Here is an 18,706-nt window from a genome sequence, read left to right as displayed (position 1 = left end):
GTGAAAGGCGTCCTGTGTTATTCTTCCTTCGGCGGCGGCGGAGAGCGGTCTTCGTAAAGCGTTTGCGCCTCGCTCGCGGGCCCGCGCCGTTCGGCGCAGGCGAGGATGTGAATGATCCGCAAACGCTCGTTGCGTGTAAAGACGATCACGTCGCCGGGCCTTACGCTCGCGCTTGGCTTGTCGAGGCGCGCCGTCGCATCGCCGCGACTCACGCGCACATTGCCGTCGCTGACGAATTTCGCGGCGATGGTGCGGGTCTTGAAAAACCGCGCCTGCCACAGCCATTTATCCAGTCGCTGGCCTTTGTCGGCGCGTGACGGATCGCTGGCGGCGGTCGCTGCCGTCATTCAGCCTTCTCTGTGGCTTTCTGGGGTTCTTTCGCCTTGCTGCCTTTTTTCTCGTCGCCGGAAAGCTCGGCCTTGAGGCCTGCGAGCACCGCGAAAGGCGAATCCGGATCGGCCTTTTTCTCGCGCCGCGGCCCGGCGGTGTAGACCGCGCCCTTGCGGTTCTTGTCGCGGCCCTTATCGCGCCCCTTGTCGCGACGGGGGCCGCCCTTGCCCGGCTTGCCTTGTTTGCCGTCTTTGCGGTCGGGCCGGCCGCCTCCGCGCGCGTCGCCGGCTTTCGCATTGCGGTCGCCGTCGCGTTGCTGGCGGCCCTTGGCATGGGGCTGCGGCTTCGGCCGGCGCGGGGCGGGGCGCCACAGCGTCACTTCAATTTCTTCAGGTTCTGACTCGTCGGCTTGCGAAGCCGCCGGCGTGGCGTCGCCGCTTTCGGGCGCTGGCGTAGACGTTTCGGCATCGGCGGAAGCAGGCTGGGGCGCTGAAGCGTCCGCGGCGGAAGGCTCCGTTTCCACGGCCGATTCCGCCGGCGCGGTTTCGGCATTGGTCTCAGCCGCTTCAGCGGGGGGCGTTTCCACCGGAGCCGCATCGGCGGCCGGTTGTTCGGGAGCGGGGCTGGCCGCCCCAGCAGCGGGCGCCGTTTCGGGCGCGGGCAGGCCGGTCTCGTCGCCGGCATGGGGTTGCGGCGCGGAGGCGTCCGCCGCCGTGGCTGCGGTCTCTACGCCAGTCTCCGTAGAGGCGGGCGCGTCTTCTGCGGGCTTGGCTTCCGGCTTCGCTTCGGGTTTGCGCTTCACGACATTCTTGCGGAAGCCCAGCGATCTGAGGATCGCCTCGAAATCTTCGCCGGAACAGCCGACCAGCGACATCATCTGTGCATTGGCTTCAAAGCCTTCCTTGCCGCCTTCATTGCGCGCAGTGCGAATGAGTCCTGCCAGACGTTCGAGCATGTCGATCCTGACGGCGCGCACGCCCGACGGGCGATAGCCGCCGGCGTAATAATAGGCATGCGGAAGATTTTCGCTCATCACGACGGAAACGCGGCCCGCCGCCGGGGGCGGAACATCGGAAAGCTTGCGGCCGGTCCACAAAGCCCACAGCAAGGTGAGCAGCGCCGCCGGCGCCGGTTTCAACAGCGCAGGCATGAAAAGCGTGAACTCGCCGAAGCGCACGCCGATCTTTCGGAGCTTGGCGCGCTCTTCCTGATCGATCTGTTTCAAGTCGTCGCCGAATTGCGTGCGCGAAGTGGCGCCGAAATTCTCAACGAGGCGATAGGCGACGCCTTTCGTCAAACCTTTGAGGCCGTCTTCGCTTTCGGAGTTCGCCGCGTTTTGAAGCGCGACGAGCGGGCCGAGCAGGCCTTCGATTTTCGCGGCGACGAAATCTTTCAAGCGGTCTTCGACGCGGCCGCGCAAATTCGGCGTCACATCGGCGAGCCCCAGAATGGCGAGCGAGGGACGCAACGGCGCCGGGCCTTTTTCAAGACGCCCCACCGGCGCCGAGCGCCACCAGACGGTTCCGTCATCCTCGAGACGCAACTCGCCGGCATCGGCGTTGGCGAGCGCGGCGGCGCGCGCGGCGAGAACCGGTTTCAGCGCTTTTTCGCCGGCGGCGCGCAAGGACTTCGCTTCGGCGCCGCTTGCACGCGGATCGACGATGAATTCGAACCCTAAAAGACGGCCGATGAACTGGCCTTCCACAATCACTTCTCCGTCGTCGGTGACGCCCGCGAGGAGCGGTTCGTCATCTTTCAAGCGCTTCAGCAAGGTTGTCGTGCGCCGGTCAACAAATCGTTGCGTCAGCTTCTCGTGCAGCGCATCCGAGAGCTTGTCTTCTATCGCGCGGGCGCGCTCTTGCCAATAAGGGGCGCGGTCGATCCATGCGCCGCGATGAGACAGATAGGTCCATGTCCTGATATGGGCGATGCGCGCGGAAAGCGCGTCAATGTCGCCATCTGTGCGGTCGAGACGCTCGATGCGGGGGGCGAGCCAGTCGTCGGAAAGCCGCCCGTCGCGCATTAAAATTTCATAGATGTCGCCCAAAAGCCGCGCATGCTGGTCGCCGCCGACTTTCCTGAAATCGGGGATCTGGCAGATGTCCCATAGCGTGCCGAGCGCGGCGCCGCCTTTCGCGAGGTCGCGGATTTCCTCGCGCGCGGCGAGACGATTGAGGACATCTTCATCGTCTTCGCGGCGCGAGCGCATGAAGACGTCGCGCGGCGGCGGACGCTCGAGCGATTTCAAGAGCGCCGGCAGCGATGAAAAATCGATCTGTTCGGACCGCCAGATCAGCGCTTTGACCGGATCGAACTGATGATCCTCGATCGCCGTGACGATATCTTCATCGAAATCGCGGCAGTCGGCGGTGACGCCGAAACTGCCGTCGCGCACATGGCGCCCGGCGCGTCCGGCGATCTGCGCAAGCTCGGACGGGCTGAGATTGCGCGGACGGCGTCCGTCGAATTTGCGGCTCGCGGCGAAGGCCACATGGTCGATATCCATGTTGAGCCCCATGCCGATGGCGTCCGTCGCAATGAGAAAGTCGACTTCGCCCGATTGATAGAGTTCGGCCTGGGCGTTCCGCGTGCGCGGCGAAAGCGCGCCGAGAACGACCGCCGCGCCGCCCCTTTGCCGGCGGATAAGCTCGGCGGTGGCGTAGACCGTATCGGCGGAGAAAGCGACGATGGCCGAGCGCCGCGGCAGGCGCGTCACTTTCTTGGGCCCCGCGTAAGTAAGACGCGACAAACGCTCGCGCGCGACGAATTCGATGCCGGTGAAAAGCTGATTGAGGATGGGGCGCATGGTGTGCGAGCCGAGTAGCAGGGTCTCGGCTGTCCCCCGCGCATGGAGAAGGCGCGAGGTGAAGACGCGGCCCCGCTCCGGATCGGCGGCGAGCTGGATTTCGTCGATGGCGAGGAACTCGACCTCGCGTTCGAGCGGCATGGCCTCGACCGTCGCCACCCAGTAGCGCGGGTTCGGCGGGACGATTTTCTCCTCGCCGGTGACGAGGGCGACCTCGCGGGCCCCGCGGGCCGCGACGATCCGGTCATAGATCTCCCGGGCGAGGAGGCGGAGCGGCAGGCCGATCATCCCCGATTTGTGGGCCAGCATCCGCTCCAACGCGTAATGCGTCTTGCCGGTGTTGGTGGGGCCCAACACCGCGCACAGCCGCGAGCCGTCCGGCGGCGAAATCCTGTCGAGAGAGGGGGAGGAGGGCACGAAGCGCCGACCTTTCTTATGCTTGCCGCATCTTCGTTGCGGCCTGAGAAATCTGCTGACGCCTTTAAGCTTTTTCGGGCGCCAGCGTTTCCTCGACAATGTGAGGGTTTTTGCTCAGCATGGCGAGCAGGACAAGCGACGGGCCGCTCGGTTTGCGGTGGCCTTGCTCCCAGTTTTTCAGCGTCGCCGCGGAAACGCCGATACGCTGCGCGAATTTCGCCTGAGAGAGGTTCGACCGGGCGCGAATGGCGGCGACATCCACGTCTTCAGGAATGACGGGAAGGTGTTCGGCCAGATCGAGCTTTCCCGCCGCGTGATCGCGCGCTTCGCGGGCGGCGCTGAGGACGCGTTCGCTTAAGGGTTTTCGGCTCATCTTTTCCGTTCCTTCCAGTATCGTTTCGTTTCGGCGGCCAGCATCCGGAGTTCCGCTAACTCGGCCTTGGAAAAATTCGCCCGCTCGCCCTTGCTCAAAATGGCGAAAAGATAGGTGGGGCAGGTCTGGTTCAGATAAAGGACCAGAATCCGGTAGCCGCCGCTCTTGCCGCCGCCGCGTCCGGCGATGCGGACTTTCCTGAGGCCGCCTGAATTGGCGATCACGTCGCCGCCGTCGGGATTGAGGGAGACCTCGGTAATGATGCGCGTCACTTCTTCTTCGCTGATCTTCAGGTGGCGCGCGTCGGCCGCAAACTCTTCCGTTTCGACGACGGTGTGATGCCGGATCATGCTGTTATATACGTCTTTGACGTATATATGTCAATGACGTATATCCTATTTCCCTAAAACGCCGCTTGACGCCCCGCCGGGCCTCGGTTATGGACCGCGGCTCATTTTCAAGGTTTCCGGAAAAACGGGCGGACGCCGCCAGATATGGCGCGGGGCCCCTGAAATGCAAGGTTTGACCCATGGCGCGGCGGTGTGATTTGACGGGCGTTGGCCCCAAAGTTGGGCACAATGTCTCCCACGCGAACAACAAGACCAAGCGGCGCTTCCTGCCCAATCTGTGCAATGTGACGCTGCATTCGGACAAGCTCGGCCAGGGCTTCAAGTTCCGCATCGCGGCCTCGACCCTGAGGACGCTCGACCATGTGGGCGGCCTCGACGTTTTCCTCGCCAAGGCCGATGACGGCCAGCTTTCGCCGAATGCGCTGAAGCTGAAGCGCAAGCTGTCGAAAGCGTCCTAAGCCTTTCCTGAAAGATTTCGGTGTTGAGGGCGGCCCAGGCCGCCCTTTTTCATGTCTTGCGGGTTCATGTCTTGAGGGGCTTTAGTTTCCGGCATGGCGCTTGCGCGCTATCAAGGGAGGATGGAGCCAAGGGGCCCCTAGGCGCAGCGGCGATTCCCGCTAGATTGCGCAGCGCAAAAGGGCAGGCGGGCCAGAGAAGGCGAATGGACGGCGCGGTCGAAAAGCACAATCCCCGCGAAACGGCGATGGAGCGCCTGGCGCGCCATTCGGGCGACTTTGCGGCCTCGTTCCTGCGCATGATGGCGCTGGCGGCGATGCTGACGCCGCTGCTCCTCGCCGCGATCCTCACTGTCGACATCCCGCTGCACAGCTTTGACTGGCTTGCCGGCGATGCGGTGCGCTCGCGCCCCTCGAACTGGCTCACGGTCGGCGGCTTCCTGATGGGACTGGCGCCGCTCCTCGTCATCCTCTTTGCCCGCAAATATGGTGGCGACGAAGCCTCGCGCGCCGTGACCGCCTCCTGGGGCGTCGCGGCGGTGGCGGTGTTTGCCGAACTGTCGATCCTCGCGCCCTCGCTCGAGGCCGGCGATCTGCCGGGCGTTCGCTTCACGATCTTTTTCACCGCGAGCGCCATGGCCGCGCAATATATGGCGGCGAGCGTTTACGACATTTCCCGCGGCGGCGGGCGGTGGTGGCGCTCGCCCTTATATGCGGCGCTCTTCGCCTACGGGATTTACGCCTTTCTCTATTTCCCGGGCGTCTTTTCGGGTTCGCGCGTTCCGTGGATCAACTGGATGATCGGCGACTTCGCCATCAAGACTTTCATCGCGCTTTTGTTTTTGCCCGTATACGGATTTTTGCGGAAGCCGCTAAGGCCGAAAGGCGGGTATGGGGGGATTTAATGAGGTTCTGTCCATAAGATTTCTGAGCCTGCCGGACTCTTATTGGTGGGAGTATCCCAACGTAGTTTGATCGTATCCCAGCCGTCTCTTGATGGCTCAAAAAATAAGATTACACCTACGCTGACATTGCATTTCGCAAGAACGACATATCCATCATCGCTAGACAATTTTATATAGCGTGCATTCAGATATTTCAGGTCCTCAGGAATGGTTGGATTTGAATTATCAGTGAGTGTTGAGTAAGGGTATTCCTCACTCAGTTCCAAAATTCTCGTATTGAGAGAAACAAGTTGCTCTTGTGAAAGTGATCGCGCGAGAGCTACGGCTCGGCTGTTCTCAGTGCAATTTCCATCCCACATGAATGGCGCGGAAGCGATAGCGAAAATAATGGGAGCTGAAACGATAAGTAGTCCCAACAAGGCTGCCGCAATTATGATCTTTCCTAAAGGTGATTTCTTGGCGGCCATAGGCGTCCCCCTTACCAGTGGTCACCATATGTTTTGCGGCCGCGGCTATTTCAATAGCTTCCGCGCCGCTTCCGCCGCGAAATAGGTGATGATCCCGTCGGCGCCGGCGCGTTTGAAGGCCAGTAAAGACTCCATCATCGCCCGCTCGCCGTCGATCCAGCCGTTCGCGGCCGCGGCTTTGATCTGCGCATATTCGCCGGAGACCTGAAAGACGAAGGTCGGCGCGCCGAACTCGTCTTTCACGCGCCGCACGATGTCGAGATAGGGCAGGCCGGGTTTGACCATCACGCTGTCCGCGCCCTCGGCGAGATCGAGGGCGACTTCGCGCAGGGCTTCGTCGGAATTCGCCGGGTCCATCTGATAGGTGCGCTTGTCGCCTTTCAAGACCCCCGAAGACCCGATGGCGTCGCGATAGGGCCCGTAGAAAGCGGACGCATATTTCGCCGCATAGGCCATGATCATCACATGGCCAAAGCCCGCTTCATCGAGCCCGGCGCGGATGGCGCCGACGCGCCCGTCCATCATGTCCGACGGCGCAATGATGTCGAAGCCGGCCTGCGCTTGGACGACGGACTGTTTGACCAGCACCTCGACGGTCTCGTCATTGAGGATCTCGCCGTCGCGCATGATTCCGTCATGACCATGATCCGTATACGGATCGAGGGCGACGTCGGCCATCAGGCCGATCTCGGGAACCTCAGCCTTGATCACCCGCGCCGCGCGGCACATGAGATTGTCCGGATTGATCGCCTCTTCGCCGCCGGGCGTCCGCGCCGATGCGTCCGTGAAAGGAAAGAGCGCCAGCGCCGGAATGCCGAGATCGCGGGCCTCGAGCGCGGCGCTGACCGCCTCGTCCGGGGACAGGCGATGCACCCCCGGCATGGAAGCCACGGGCTCTCGCACATTCTTGCCGTCTTTTAAGATAATGGCCCAGAGAAAATCGTCCGGCGAAAGCCGCGCCTCGGCGTGGAGGCGGCGCGACCAGTCCGCCTGGCGCGGGCGGCGCAGCCGGAGGGCCGGAAATCGGGCGAAAGGGCTTTTGTTCATAATCCGTTATGGTTTTGGCGAGGCATATCAGGGGCCTATTACTGTCCTCAATAGAATTTGATTGCAAATTGAACATTCCGGCTTAACGCGGCTTTTAGACCTCCTTTGTATACCGGGACCAGCAGTTCAGTTTGAGTGAGAACCAATAATGACGGTCAACGGGGCAATGCGAGAAGTGATTGGCGAGAGCGCGAGCAAGGTCGGGAACGATCCTGAAGCGCTGGAGACCGGCTACCTCCAGCTTTTGCATCTGGTGGAGCGGTTGCACCGGCAGCTTCTCGACGTGATCAAGGACGAGCTGGAGCGGCTCGGCCAGACGGACATCAACTCCGTCCAGGCGCTGCTTCTTTACAATATCGGCGATGCGGAGCTGACCCCGGGCGAATTGCGCTCGCGCGGCCATTATCTCGGCTCCAACGTCTCCTACAATCTCAAGCAGCTGGTCGAGAAGGGCTATATCAAGGACGAGCGCTCCAATACGGACCGCCGTTCGAAGCGCGTTTCGCTGACCGATATGGGCCTCGAAATCCGTGACGCCATCACCCAGCTTTTCGAACGTCAGCTGACCTCGGTGGAGCAGGTGGGCGGCGTCGACATCCAGCTCATCGACGACACCAACAAAACCCTGCAGCGCCTGGAGCGCTTCTGGGCCGACCAGGTGCGCTATCGTCTGTAAGTTTCGTTATTGAGAATTATTCTCAATTGGTGCGGCAAGCGCGCTTCTTCCGGGAAGCGCGTTTTCTTTTCCCGCCCTGCATGAGCGCCGCCGACCCGATGGGCGCGATCAAGATATTCGATGCAAAAACAATGGCGGGCGCATTGTATTGTTAGCAAAAACATCTGATCTTCAGGGGCGTTGGAGCCTTTCGGGTCTCTATGCGAAGGGTCCGGCCATGCGGCGTTCGGTCCGGCGCTTTCCCGGGGCTTTGCTCTGGCCTTTAGGGGCGGTGCTCGATTATGTGTCTTTCTGTAGAAAAGCGGGGCGGCAAGCCCAACGGGTGTGATGGTCGATTATAACGAAGCATTCCGGGCGGCTGTGGATGCAGTCCGGGCAGAGGGCCGCTACCGGGTGTTCGCCGACCTCGAGCGCATGCGCGGGCGGTTTCCCACGGCGCTCTATTATGGCGGCCATAATGAGCGCGAACGCCAGCCGCGCGAGATCACTGTCTGGTGCTCCAACGATTATCTCGGCATGGGCCAGCATCCGGCGGTCATGGAGGCCATGCAGAACGCCCTCGACAAGGTCGGGGCCGGGGCGGGCGGCACGCGCAACATCGCCGGCACCACCCATTATCACATGAAGCTCGAAGCCGCGCTCGCCGATCTTCACGGCAAGGACGCCGCGCTTCTTTTCACCTCAGGCTATGTCTCGAACGAGGCGACCCTGTCGACGATTTCGCGCATCCTGCCCGATTGCGTCATTCTCTCCGACGAGCTCAATCACGCCTCGATGATCGAGGGCATTCGCGGCGGACGTTCGATCAAGCGCATCTGGCGCCATAACGATCTCGAACATCTCGAAGAGCTGCTCGCCGAATTGCCGGCCGAGCGCCCGAAAGTCATCGCGTTTGAATCCGTCTATTCCATGGACGGCGACATCGCGCCGATGGCGGAGATCTGCGACCTCGCCGAAAAGTACAACGCCTTCACCTATCTCGACGAAGTCCACGCGGTGGGGATGTACGGCAAGCGCGGCGGCGGCGTTTCCGAACGCGACGGCGTCGCGCACCGGATCGATATCATCGAAGGCACGCTCGGCAAGGCCTTCGGCATCATGGGCGGCTATATCGCGGCGAACGCTTCCATCGTCGACGCCATCCGCTCTTATGCGTCGGGTTTCATTTTTACGACCGCGCTGTCGCCGGTGCTGGTCGCCGGCGCGCTCGCCAGCGTCGAGACGCTGAAAGAATCGAACCATCTGCGCGAGCAGCATCAGGAGCGCGCGGCGCGGTTGAAAAAACTGCTCGCCGACGCCGGCCTGCCGGTGATGGAATCGGTGAGCCACATCGTCCCGGTGAAAGTCGGCGATCCGGTGCAGTGCAAGCGGGTTTCCGACTATCTCCTCGAAGAGCACAATATCTATGTGCAGCCGATCAACTATCCGACCGTGCCGAAAGGGACCGAGCGTCTGCGCTTTACGCCGACGCCGCTGCATACGGACGATCACATGGATAAGCTGATCAAGTCGCTCGACGATGTCTGGACGGCGCTGAAGCTGAAGCGCGCCGCCTGAAAGCGACAGCTTTAATCCCCACCCGCCATTGCGGTTCTTGAATAATACCCGCCTGAATAACGCAGATATTCCTTCGCGGCGCCGCTCTCGATCATCAGCGCCGCGGCGTCGCGCCCGTCCGGCCGGAAACACTGGGCGACAATGCGGCCATAGCGGTCGATGTCGACTTCCCGGCAGGAGAGATGGCGCCCATGGGCGATCTCGCGCAGCATCCGCGTTGCTCTGTACCCGCCCTTCTTGCCGCGCTCCGGCGCATCGAGGCCCCATAAGCGGATGCGGGTCTCGAGCCCCTTGATGTAAAGCGTGTCGCCGTCGACCACCCGGGTGACGACGCCCTCATGCACCGTCTGCGGCGGCGACAGGGCATGCTGCGCCGCGCCCGTCGAAAAGCAGGCGAGGGAGATGACGAGCAGCGCGGCGACATAAGCCGGTCTCAGCCGGCGTTCTTTATGCTGGCGCTTTCGCCCTGTTGCGGGGGTGCGGATGAAAGTCTTTCGGCCCATGACACGGGACTCGCCTGTCTAACCTTACCGTTATGAAAGGTTAGAGGCGGCCGGTTACGGCGTTGTTAAGCTTTTGGTTAGGAATCGAAGGAGCCGGCAAGCCAGGTCCGCCACGGCGGCCGGACGGGCGCCGTTCATGATAGCACGGAACTGAAAGCGGTGGATAAGTATCCACGGGCTTTCCGGCGGGGGTAATATGGCTCGATCGTCATCCCGGGTGCCGGGCGGCGGTATTGGCGTGCGGCTGTGCGCCCGGGATGAAGTGAAATTTTTCGAGGAAGCCCCGTGAAACAATTTTACGCAAATGGCGCCAAATTCGTCCGAAAGCCAGACAAGACGCCATTTGAAAAGAACGCGAGACAAATGATGACGACAAATGTTCCACGCGGGGGAGCCTCACTCCCAGGGCGTGGGGCCGGGTTTGCGCCCGCCCGGGATCCAGGGCGAGAGGTGAGCCAAGCCCATCAGAAGATACATAAGCCACATGCTGGCGAGAATGGGATTGTGAAGCAGGCCCGGGACAGCCGGCGCGGCGGCGCTCATGGTTTCAGCGCTCATGCCCGTGGCGTCCATCGGCGCGCCGCCATGGACGCCCGATCCGCCATGCCCGCCGCCGGCGCTTTCGATGAGATAATTGACGCCCGCAAGCAGGAAGAAGGCGGGAGCGGCTGCATAGCGAATAAAGCCCCGCAACGCCGAAAAAATGATCATGATGAAGCCGCTCCTGAAAACCGATGCTTTTCTTTATCGGCCGCGCGCCGGCGGGGATACGCGGCGAGACGCCGCCATTGGGACCGGCCGCCGGCGGCGCATGGGCCGGGGCTCCGGGGCGTTCCGTTCAGGGACTCGCATTCCGGCGGCGTCCTCCCTATGTTCCGCCCCCTATGACGGCCCTGAAAGACATATCGACCATCGACGCGCCCCGGATCGACCTCGGCGCGCCCGCCGGCGCGCGCGTCATCGTCGCCATGTCGGGCGGCGTCGATTCCTCGGTGACGGCGGCGCTCGCCAAGCTATCGGGCTACGATGTCGTCGGCGTCACCTTGCAGCTTTACGACCATGGCGTCGCCATTCAGAAAAAAGGCGCCTGCTGCGCCGGCCAGGATATTCAGGACGCGCGCCGGGTCGCCGAAGCCATGGGTTTTCCCCATTACGTGCTCGATTACGAGAACAAGTTCTCCGAAGCGGTGATGGAGGATTTCGCCGACACCTATCTCGCCGGGGCGACGCCGATCCCATGCGTGCGCTGTAATGAGCGGGTGAAGTTCCGCGACCTTCTGGAAACCGCGCGCGATCTCGGCGGCGCGGCCATGGCCACGGGCCATTACATCCGCCGGGTCGACGGCCCGCACGGGCCCGAACTGCGCCGCGCTTACGACGCGTCGAAAGACCAGAGCTATTTCCTGTTCTCGACCACGAAAGACCAGCTCGACTATCTGCGCTTTCCCCTGGGCGAAATGCCGAAATCGGAAGTGCGGCGCATTGCGGGCGAGCTCGGTCTTGCGGTCGCCGACAAACCCGACAGCCAGGACATCTGCTTCGTGCCCGAAGGCAAATATGCGAGCGTCGTGGAACGTCTGCGCCCCGGCGCGGCCGAGCCCGGCGAGATCGTCCATGTGGACGGGACCGTGCTCGCGCGCCATCAGGGCGTCATCCATTACACGGTGGGCCAGCGCCGCGGCCTCGGCGTCGCGGCGGGCGCCCCCCTTTATGTGGTGCGCCTCGATCCGGCGAAGCGGCAGGTGATCGTCGGCCCGCGCGAGGCGCTGATGGTCGCGCGCATCCGGTTGAAAGACGTCACCTGGCTCGGCGACGGGGAGGGCGAGGCCGCCGCTAAAGCGGGGACGCAAGTCGCCGTCAAAGTCCGCTCCACGCGCCCGCCCGCGCCCGCGAGCCTCGTCTGGGATGAAGGATGGGCGGTCGATCTCGCCGAGCCCGAAGAGGGCGTCGCGCCGGGACAGGCCTGCGTCTTCTATTCGCCGGACGAGGACCATGCCCGCGTCCTCGGCGGCGGCTGGATCGCCGCGACGAAAGCCGCCGCATGACCGTCATTCGCCCCATCGCCGCAAGTGACGAAGCCGCCTGGCGCGCGCTGTGGCGGGCCTATCTCGATTTCTACGGGAAGACGGACCTGCCGCCCGCGCATACGGACCGGCTGTTTGCCGGACTGATGAAGGGCGAGCCTTATTTCGCCTTCGTTGCGGAAAAGGACGGCGCTGTGATCGGCTTCGTGCACGGCCTGCCGCATCCGTCCACATGGTCCGAGACCGGCTATTGCTATCTTGAAGATCTTTATGTGGATAAGGCCGCGCGCGGAAGCGGCGCCGGGCGCGCGCTCATCAACGCCGTCTATGACGAAGCCAAGCGCCGCAATCTTTCACGCGTCTACTGGCATACCGATCATGGCAACGAAACGGCGCGTAAACTCTATGATAAGGTTGCAACATTAAGCGACTTCGTTCACTACCGGATGGACTAAAGTATGTTGCGCGGGGCGTGAAATGGCCAAAAAACTCTACGATTGTCTGAAATGCACAGCCTATTGCTGTTCCTACACCCATATTCCGGTGACGAATGCGGACCTTAAGCGTCTCGCAAAGCATCACGGCATCTCGCCGGAAAAGGCCGAAAAGAAATTCACCAAGAAGGGCGACAAGGAAAACCCGCGGGTCATTCGCCATACGGATGACGAGCATTACGTCACCTCCTGCATGTTCCTCGACAAAGAGACGCGCAATTGCACCATCTATGAAGGCCGCATGAAAATCTGCCGCGAATTTCCGACGCAAAAGCGCTGCGGCTATTACGAGTTCCTGATGTGGGAGCGCGAAGTGCAGGACGATCCGGACTGGGTCGCCACCACGGACTAGGCGCTTATGGCCGAAACCGTTGACGTTGTCGTCATCGGGGCGGGCGTCATCGGCCTCGCGGTCGGGCGCGCGCTTGCAAAGGCCGGGCGCGAGGTTTTCATCCTCGAAAAGAACGCCGCCTTCGGCGAGGAGACCTCCTCGCGCAATTCCGAAGTCATTCACGCCGGGATCCAGTACAAGCCCGGCGGCGTCAGAGCCTCGCTCGCGGTCAAGGGCCGCGACATGCTTTACGCTTTCTGTGAGGCGCACAATGTCAACCACGCCCGCTGCGGCAAGCTGCTGGTCGCCACAAACGCCGACGACGCGCACAAACTCGCCCTTTTAAAAGCGAAAGCCGAAAAGAACGGCGTCGACGATCTGAACATTATCGGGGCGAAAGAAGCGAAGGCGCTGGAGCCGGGGATCGCCTGTTATGGCGCGATCCTGTCGCCGTCATCCGGCATTGTCGACAGTCACGGGCTGATGCTGGCGCTTCTCGGCGACGTCGAGGATTCCGGCGGCGCGCTGACGTTGTCCTCGCCGGCGACGGGCGGACGCGTTCTGGGCGATGGGATCGAACTCGATGTCGGCGGCGCCGATCCCGTGACCTTGAAAGCGAGAACCGTCGTCAATTGCGCGGGGCTGTGGTCCGATCGGGTCGCGCGCTCGATTAAGGGCGTGCCGGATGAAACGGTCCCGCATCTGAAATACGGCAAGGGCCAGTATTTCACCTATGCCGGCAAGGCGCCCTTCGAGCGGCTGATCTACCCCTTGCCGCAGCCCGACAGCCAGGGCGTTCATTATACCCGCGATCTCGGCGGGCAGGGCAAGCTCGGCCCCGACATTTCGTTTATTGATACGAATACGGACTATTCGGTGGACGAAAGCCGCCGCGACGCTTTCGCTGCGGCGGCGCGCAAGTTCTGGCCGGATATCGAGGCGGAAAAACTCCAGCCCGGATACGCCGGCATCCGCCCGAAGCTGAAAGGACCGGGAGAGGAGGGGGATTTCCTGTTTTCCGACCCGGCCATTCACGGCGTTCCTTTCTATCTCGGCCTTTACGGTTTCGAATCGCCGGGTCTGACGACCGCGCTCGCCGTCGCCGAGCGCGCCGCGGCGATGATTTCCGGGATGGGGCGTTAACCGGCAATTTGGCCTTGCGGGGCCCCGCCGGCCCCGCTATAGACCTCCGCTCCCGGCGGACGGCAAGCCGCTCCGGCCGGCGCCCATGGGGCGGGGTAGCTCAGTTGGTGAGAGCGCAGGATTCATAACCCTGAGGTCGCGAGTTCAAGTCTCGCCCCCGCTACCATTTCCCCGAAGACCGACGGAAAATCGAAGCAATGCTCCGGCCGAACCCGGCGTGCAAATTTGGTTTTTGGTATTTTTCAGTAATAACAATAGCTTACAGACGCCTTCGAGATTTGGCGGCCGCCGCATGTTTCGTTCTTCTAAATAATCATTATAACCCTTGCGTCACCATCATCCGGGCCCGAGCGAGCTGCGTCAGGGCGCTTACGAAGCGTCTTCGCCTTCTTGCGCCCGAGCGCAGGCGCCCCTATCGCGCCGGCGCCAACCTCCGAGGGGATTTTCCGTGAGCAAGGATTTAACCGGCGCATTGATGATCGCCGAGGGCATGACTTTATTGACGGAGCGCCGCGCGTGAGCAACGAAGAAGAAGAGCTGCTTCCCGAAAACCTCGCGCCGGCGGAGTCTGTCTACGACACGGATTATGAGACCGGGCAGGACAATATCGAGGTCATGGGGCTCGATATTCACAACCCCGTTTTCTTTATCAGCGCGGCGCTGATTCTCAGTTTCGCCGGCGGCGTATTGATCTTTCCCGACAGCGCCGGCGGGATTCTCACCGGCGCGCGCGACTGGACGCTTCAGCATTTCGACTGGTTCTTTGTCGTTTCGACAAACATCTTCTTTCTGTTCTGCGTGTTTCTCGGCTTTTCCAAGGTCGGCAATATCCGTCTTGGCGGGCCGGACGCCAAGCCGGAATTCGGCACGCTGTCATGGCTGTCCATGTTGTTTTCCGCCGGCGTCGGCATTGGCCTTGTGTTCTATGGCTCCGCAGAGCCGACGGCTTACTACACCGCCTGGTCCGGCACGCCGCTCGGCGTAGCGCCCATGACGCCGGAAGCCGAACGGCTCGCTTTCAGCGCCACCATTTTCCACTGGGGCGTGACGCCTTGGGCGGTCTATTCGGTGATCGGGCTGGCGCTCGCCTTTTTCACCTTTAACAAGGGGCTGCCGCTCACCATTCGCTCCACCTTTTATCCGCTTTTGGGCGAGCGCGTCTGGGGCTGGCCGGGCCACATCATCGATCTTATGGCGGTGGTCGCGACGCTGTTCGGGCTCGCCACATCGCTGGGGCTCGGCGCCAAACAGGCGGCGAGCGGCCTGCATTTTCTCTTTGGAATCGATAATGGTCTGGGCACGCAGGTCGTTTTGATCATGGGCATCACATCGCTGGCGGTCTTTTCGGTTGTGCGCGGCCTTGACGGCGGCGTGCGCTTTCTCAGCAACATCAATATCGTGCTGGCGATCTTGTTGCTGTTGTTTGTGATCATCGCGGGGCCGACGCTCCACATACTGAAAGGCTTCGGGATCCACACCATCACCTATCCCCTCGACAGTCTGCGGCTCAGCAATTGGATCGGGCGCGAGGACACGGACTGGTTCCACGGCTGGACGATCTTTTATTGGGCGTGGTGGATATCCTGGTCGCCCTTTGTCGGCATGTTCATCGCGCGCGTTTCGCGCGGACGGACCATCCGCGAATTCCTGATCGCCGTCATGGTGGTTCCCGTGATCGTCGCGGTGGTCTGGTTCACAGCCTTCGGCACAAGCGCCATCGATCAGGTGAAAGAGGGCGTCGGCGTGTTGCCGGACGGGATTAGCGATGTCTCGCTCGTTCTGTTCCAGATGCTGGAAAATCTGCCCCTGCATCAGATTTCGTCTTTCGTCGCCATCGTTTTGTTGATCGTGTTTTTCGTGACGTCTTCGGATTCAGGCTCGCTCGTCATCGACAGCATCACCGCCGGCGGCAAGCTGCACGCGCCGGTGCCCCAGCGCATCTTCTGGGCGACCATGGAGGGGCTGATCGCCATCGTTCTTCTGGTGGGCGGCGGCTCGGCGGCGCTGTCCTCCCTGCAAGCGGGGGCGATTACCACAGGCCTGCCTTTCACGCTCGTTCTTCTGGCGTGTTGCGTGAGCCTTTATCGCGGCTTAAGGGAGGAACTCGCTGGCCAGTCTTGAGCGCCGGCTGTAGCCCTTTGAGCCTGGGCGCTTCTGAGATTTGACCCATGACGAGTCGGTTGGACCAAGCCCTGATCTCCTTGCGGCAGATCCTGCGCGCGACGGAAATCAGTTCGCGCGCCTTGGCCAAACAATGCGGCCTGACGCCGTCGCAATTAATCCTGATGGAAATTCTCGCGAAATCCGGCGCCGCCGCGCCGAGCGCGCTGGCGAAAGACGTCTCGCTCAGTCAGGCGACCGTGACGGCGCTGATCGACAAGCTCGAAAACCGCAATCTCGTGGAACGCAAATCCGATGAGAAGGACCGGCGCCGGGTCAGCGTCGTTCTGACGTCAAAAGGCGCGGCGACGCTTGAAAACGCGCCGAGCCTTTTGCAGCAGCGCTTCGAACGCGGCTTCGGCAAGCTCGAAGACTGGGAGCAGGCTTTCCTGGTTGCAGCCCTCGAACGCACTGTTGCGCTTCTCGATGCGGAAGAACTCGATGCGGCGCCGGTCCTCGATGTCGGCGCGATCAACGATCCCGCCAAGTAAGGCGCGTTTGTCTAAACGCGTTCAAGAAGCAGCGACGCCGCCGCCGTGTTACTGATCGGAATATGATAGTTCCGGCTTTTCTCGACGACGCGCCCGCCGACGGCGCCGCGCGCGGCGATCCAGTTGAGGATCTCAATCCCCTGACTGCCCGCCTTCTCGATAATGTCGAGCGAGGTGTCCTTGATTAGCGCTTCGGGCGAAGGGCCGAGACTGTCGAGACAGAACTTGTCGTAGTCCTTGTTCAAAAAGCCGGCGCGTTCGCCGTCGAGCTGGTGGGAGAGGCCGCCCGTGCCAACGACGACGACGCGCTCGTCGCCTTCCCATTCTTCGATGGCGTCATGGACGGCGTGTCCCAGCGCCAGACAGCGGCTCGGGCTGGGCAGGGGATGCTGCACCGTGTTGATCGCAATCGGCACGACCCGCACCGGCCATTCTTTCGCGTCAGGCCAGAGCAACTGGAACGGCACCATGACCGCGTGGTCGACGAGCATTTTCTGGCAGGTGGTGATGTCGAAATCGGCGCCGACGAGATGTTCGATCAAATGCCATGAAAATTCCGGCGCGCCTTTCAGGGAATGGCAAACCGGCAGGCCCCAGCCTTCATCGGCGTTATCATATTGCGGCGCCGCGCCGACGGCGAAGGTCGGCATCTTGTCGAGAAAGAAATTGAGGCCGTGATCGTTGTAAAAAACGACTGCGATGTCGGGCTTTTTCTCCGACAGCCATTCGCTGATGGCCGGAAAGCCGTCGAAGAAGGGACGCCAATAATCGTCCTTTTGAAGGCCTTTGGCGATCGCGCCGCCGATTGCCGGAACGTGGCTCGTGAAAACGCCGCCGAGAATCTCCGCCATTTTATGCCTCCATGCCTTCCGCGAGCAGCTTCGCCTTGAAGTCGTCCACGCTCATGCCCGTCTGCTGGGCGCCGAGATCCTGCACCGACAGGCCGAAAATGCCGGCGAGTTTAGCGAGATAATAAATGTTTCCCCCTGCTGCGATCATGGCGAGCACGTCGCGCGCGGCGACCGCGCGGCGCTGTTCCTCGGTGAGATTGAATTTGTCGCAGTAGGCGTCTTCGTCCTCCAGAAACGCTTTGCGATTTTCCGCGTCATTGAACGAATAGCACATGGCGTTGAGTTCATAACCGCGCCGGGCCATGTCGCCGTCAAATGGCGTCGTCCCGGGAATTGCATGTTTTTCAGCGTGCATGATCGTGTCTCCCGTCCTTTTTCGCCTTCAAGGCTATGTCTCCCGGTCCTTCAGAATTTGACTCTGATCAAACGCTGCGCTCCCGGTGGGATTTGCCTGCATGAAGCCCGCAACCGATAAAGCCGCAAGCCTCACGCAGGCTGGGGGAGGAACCTTAAAAGCGCATCCCTATGCCGACGCCGGCGACAATCGGGTCGAGGTCCACATCGACCGTATTGATGGCGCCGCCTGTGTTCAGCGTCGCAGTGGTGTCGATCTGGATGTATTTCACATCGAAGTTCACGAACCACCTGTCATTGAGGGCATAGTCGAGGCCAACCTGATAGGCGACGCCAACGCTGTCATCGAGCGACAGGTTTGTCGGTCCGATGGCGTTGACGAGCGAGTCGCTTGCGTCTTCGGAATAGAAGATCGTCCAGTTGACGCCGACGCCGGCATAGGGACGGATTTTGCCTTCCGGGTTGAAGTGATATTGCAGGGTGAGGGTCGGCGGCAGCGCCATCACGTCGCCGACCTTGCCGAGGCCGGAAAGCGTTCCCGTGCCTTGCAGGTCATGCGGGCTCGTCGCGAGGATCAACTCGGCGCCGATATTGTTCGTGAGAAAATAAGTGAAGTCGAGCTCCGGAACGACAGCGTTTTCAACGTTGACGGATCCGCCCGGAAACCCCGGCATGACATCCGAAGTGTTCTCGGTCGGCGCGACGACGATGCCGCGCAAACGGACCAGCAAGTCTCCCTGCTCGGCTTGCGCCGGAGCGGCGGCGAGAAGACTGGCGGCGATGGCGGCGGCGGAGCAAAAACGAAGCATGACGCTTCCCCTTTCGTGTTTGATCTGATGACCATGCGCCTACGCCTGTTGCGGCTGCGAAATTTGATCCAGGTCATGGGAACGGACGGGAAAGAGACTTTTTGAGAAAAAAACACCCACCTTCGCGACCGCGCTTTTGATTTAAGTCAGAATCCGGCGCTGC

At 61.8% G+C, this 18,706-nt stretch carries 21 protein-coding genes and 1 tRNA gene; 11 read left to right on the top strand and 11 right to left on the bottom strand.

Annotated elements, in window-relative coordinates:
- Positions 1–17 precede the first annotated feature (17 nt).
- The 4 genes from CW354_RS02795 to CW354_RS02780 form a co-directional block, all read right to left on the bottom strand.
- A complete protein-coding gene (locus tag CW354_RS02795; protein ID WP_104828541.1) occupies positions 18–347 on the bottom strand; it encodes an RNA-binding S4 domain-containing protein in 330 nt (109 codons plus the stop codon).
- Positions 344–3,553, bottom strand: coding sequence for a helicase-related protein (locus CW354_RS02790; RefSeq protein ID WP_207764634.1), 3,210 nt, complete (start codon positions 3,551–3,553; stop codon positions 344–346). The genes CW354_RS02795 and CW354_RS02790 overlap by 4 nt, the downstream gene beginning before the upstream one ends.
- Positions 3,554–3,617: 64 nt before the next feature.
- The gene (locus CW354_RS02785) at positions 3,618–3,926 is read right to left on the bottom strand and encodes a helix-turn-helix domain-containing protein (RefSeq protein ID WP_104828539.1); all 309 of its coding nucleotides are present in this window, start codon (positions 3,924–3,926) and stop codon (positions 3,618–3,620) included.
- On the bottom strand, positions 3,923–4,276 hold the full coding sequence (locus tag CW354_RS02780) for a type II toxin-antitoxin system RelE/ParE family toxin (RefSeq protein WP_104828538.1): 354 nt from the start codon (positions 4,274–4,276) through the stop codon (positions 3,923–3,925). The genes CW354_RS02785 and CW354_RS02780 overlap by 4 nt, the downstream gene beginning before the upstream one ends.
- Before the next feature lie 179 nt (positions 4,277–4,455).
- On the opposite strand from CW354_RS02780, the gene rpmB reads away from it, so the two are divergent.
- The gene (gene rpmB, locus CW354_RS02775) at positions 4,456–4,734 is read left to right on the top strand and encodes a 50S ribosomal protein L28 (RefSeq protein ID WP_104828537.1); all 279 of its coding nucleotides are present in this window, start codon (positions 4,456–4,458) and stop codon (positions 4,732–4,734) included.
- A 203-nt stretch (positions 4,735–4,937) separates the two neighbouring features.
- A complete protein-coding gene (locus CW354_RS02770) occupies positions 4,938–5,636 on the top strand; it encodes a VUT family protein (RefSeq protein WP_104828536.1) in 699 nt (232 codons plus the stop codon).
- On the opposite strand, the gene CW354_RS22910 is transcribed toward CW354_RS02770, so the two are convergent.
- Both CW354_RS22910 and hemB read right to left on the bottom strand, forming a co-directional pair.
- A complete protein-coding gene (locus CW354_RS22910) occupies positions 5,633–6,103 on the bottom strand; it encodes a hypothetical protein (RefSeq protein WP_133162141.1) in 471 nt (156 codons plus the stop codon). The genes CW354_RS02770 and CW354_RS22910 overlap by 4 nt on opposite strands.
- Positions 6,104–6,148: 45 nt before the next feature.
- On the bottom strand, positions 6,149–7,150 hold the full coding sequence (hemB, locus tag CW354_RS02765; protein WP_104828535.1) for a porphobilinogen synthase: 1,002 nt from the start codon (positions 7,148–7,150) through the stop codon (positions 6,149–6,151).
- Between the two features lie 166 nt (positions 7,151–7,316).
- Here hemB and CW354_RS02760 point away from each other — a divergent pair, with 166 nt between their 5' ends.
- On the top strand, positions 7,317–7,826 hold the full coding sequence (locus tag CW354_RS02760) for a MarR family winged helix-turn-helix transcriptional regulator (protein ID WP_104828897.1): 510 nt from the start codon (positions 7,317–7,319) through the stop codon (positions 7,824–7,826).
- A gap of 327 nt (positions 7,827–8,153) precedes the next feature.
- Positions 8,154–9,383, top strand: a complete 1,230-nt coding sequence (hemA, locus tag CW354_RS02755; RefSeq protein ID WP_104828534.1) for a 5-aminolevulinate synthase — start codon at positions 8,154–8,156, stop codon at positions 9,381–9,383.
- An 11-nt stretch (positions 9,384–9,394) separates the two neighbouring features.
- Here hemA and CW354_RS02750 read toward each other — a convergent pair whose 3' ends face one another.
- Both CW354_RS02750 and CW354_RS02745 read right to left on the bottom strand, forming a co-directional pair.
- On the bottom strand, positions 9,395–9,886 hold the full coding sequence (locus tag CW354_RS02750; RefSeq protein ID WP_104828533.1) for a thermonuclease family protein: 492 nt from the start codon (positions 9,884–9,886) through the stop codon (positions 9,395–9,397).
- Positions 9,887–10,282: 396 nt separating this feature from the next.
- Positions 10,283–10,597: a hypothetical protein gene (locus tag CW354_RS02745; RefSeq protein ID WP_104828532.1), complete on the bottom strand. Its 315-nt coding sequence runs from the start codon at positions 10,595–10,597 to the stop codon at positions 10,283–10,285.
- Between the two features lie 173 nt (positions 10,598–10,770).
- Here CW354_RS02745 and mnmA point away from each other — a divergent pair, with 173 nt between their 5' ends.
- The 7 genes from mnmA to CW354_RS02710 all read left to right on the top strand — a co-directional run bounded on the left by mnmA (position 10,771) and on the right by CW354_RS02710 (position 16,529).
- Entirely contained in the window at positions 10,771–11,931 is a 1,161-nt protein-coding gene (gene mnmA / locus CW354_RS02740; RefSeq protein ID WP_104828896.1) for a tRNA 2-thiouridine(34) synthase MnmA, read from the top strand.
- Positions 11,928–12,365, top strand: coding sequence for a GNAT family N-acetyltransferase (locus CW354_RS02735; protein ID WP_104828531.1), 438 nt, complete (start codon positions 11,928–11,930; stop codon positions 12,363–12,365). The genes mnmA and CW354_RS02735 overlap by 4 nt, the downstream gene beginning before the upstream one ends.
- A gap of 22 nt (positions 12,366–12,387) precedes the next feature.
- Positions 12,388–12,756 carry a YkgJ family cysteine cluster protein gene (locus CW354_RS02730; RefSeq protein WP_104828530.1) on the top strand — a complete coding sequence of 123 codons (369 nt, stop codon included), beginning with the start codon at positions 12,388–12,390 and terminating at the stop codon, positions 12,754–12,756.
- A 6-nt stretch (positions 12,757–12,762) separates the two neighbouring features.
- On the top strand, positions 12,763–13,878 hold the full coding sequence (locus tag CW354_RS02725) for an NAD(P)/FAD-dependent oxidoreductase (protein ID WP_104828529.1): 1,116 nt from the start codon (positions 12,763–12,765) through the stop codon (positions 13,876–13,878).
- An 89-nt stretch (positions 13,879–13,967) separates the two neighbouring features.
- Positions 13,968–14,044, top strand: a tRNA-Met gene (locus CW354_RS02720).
- A 449-nt stretch (positions 14,045–14,493) separates the two neighbouring features.
- Positions 14,494–15,999 carry a BCCT family transporter gene (locus CW354_RS02715; RefSeq protein WP_104828895.1) on the top strand — a complete coding sequence of 502 codons (1,506 nt, stop codon included), beginning with the start codon at positions 14,494–14,496 and terminating at the stop codon, positions 15,997–15,999.
- Between the two features lie 47 nt (positions 16,000–16,046).
- Entirely contained in the window at positions 16,047–16,529 is a 483-nt protein-coding gene (locus CW354_RS02710; protein ID WP_104828528.1) for a MarR family winged helix-turn-helix transcriptional regulator, read from the top strand.
- Positions 16,530–16,540: 11 nt separating this feature from the next.
- Here CW354_RS02710 and CW354_RS02705 read toward each other — a convergent pair whose 3' ends face one another.
- The 3 genes from CW354_RS02705 to CW354_RS02695 form a co-directional block, all read right to left on the bottom strand.
- On the bottom strand, positions 16,541–17,380 hold the full coding sequence (locus tag CW354_RS02705; RefSeq protein ID WP_104828527.1) for a class III extradiol dioxygenase family protein: 840 nt from the start codon (positions 17,378–17,380) through the stop codon (positions 16,541–16,543).
- Position 17,381: 1 nt separating this feature from the next.
- Positions 17,382–17,735 carry a protocatechuate 4,5-dioxygenase subunit alpha gene (locus CW354_RS02700; protein WP_104828526.1) on the bottom strand — a complete coding sequence of 118 codons (354 nt, stop codon included), beginning with the start codon at positions 17,733–17,735 and terminating at the stop codon, positions 17,382–17,384.
- 154 nt (positions 17,736–17,889) lie between these two features.
- On the bottom strand, positions 17,890–18,543 hold the full coding sequence (locus CW354_RS02695) for an OmpW/AlkL family protein (protein WP_104828525.1): 654 nt from the start codon (positions 18,541–18,543) through the stop codon (positions 17,890–17,892).
- Positions 18,544–18,706: the final 163 nt, after the last annotated feature.

The sequence above is a fragment of the Hyphococcus luteus genome (genome assembly GCF_002943565.1).
Taxonomy (GTDB): domain Bacteria; phylum Pseudomonadota; class Alphaproteobacteria; order Caulobacterales; family Parvularculaceae; genus Hyphococcus; species Hyphococcus luteus.
This window is presented reverse-complemented; position numbering and strand designations above follow the sequence as displayed.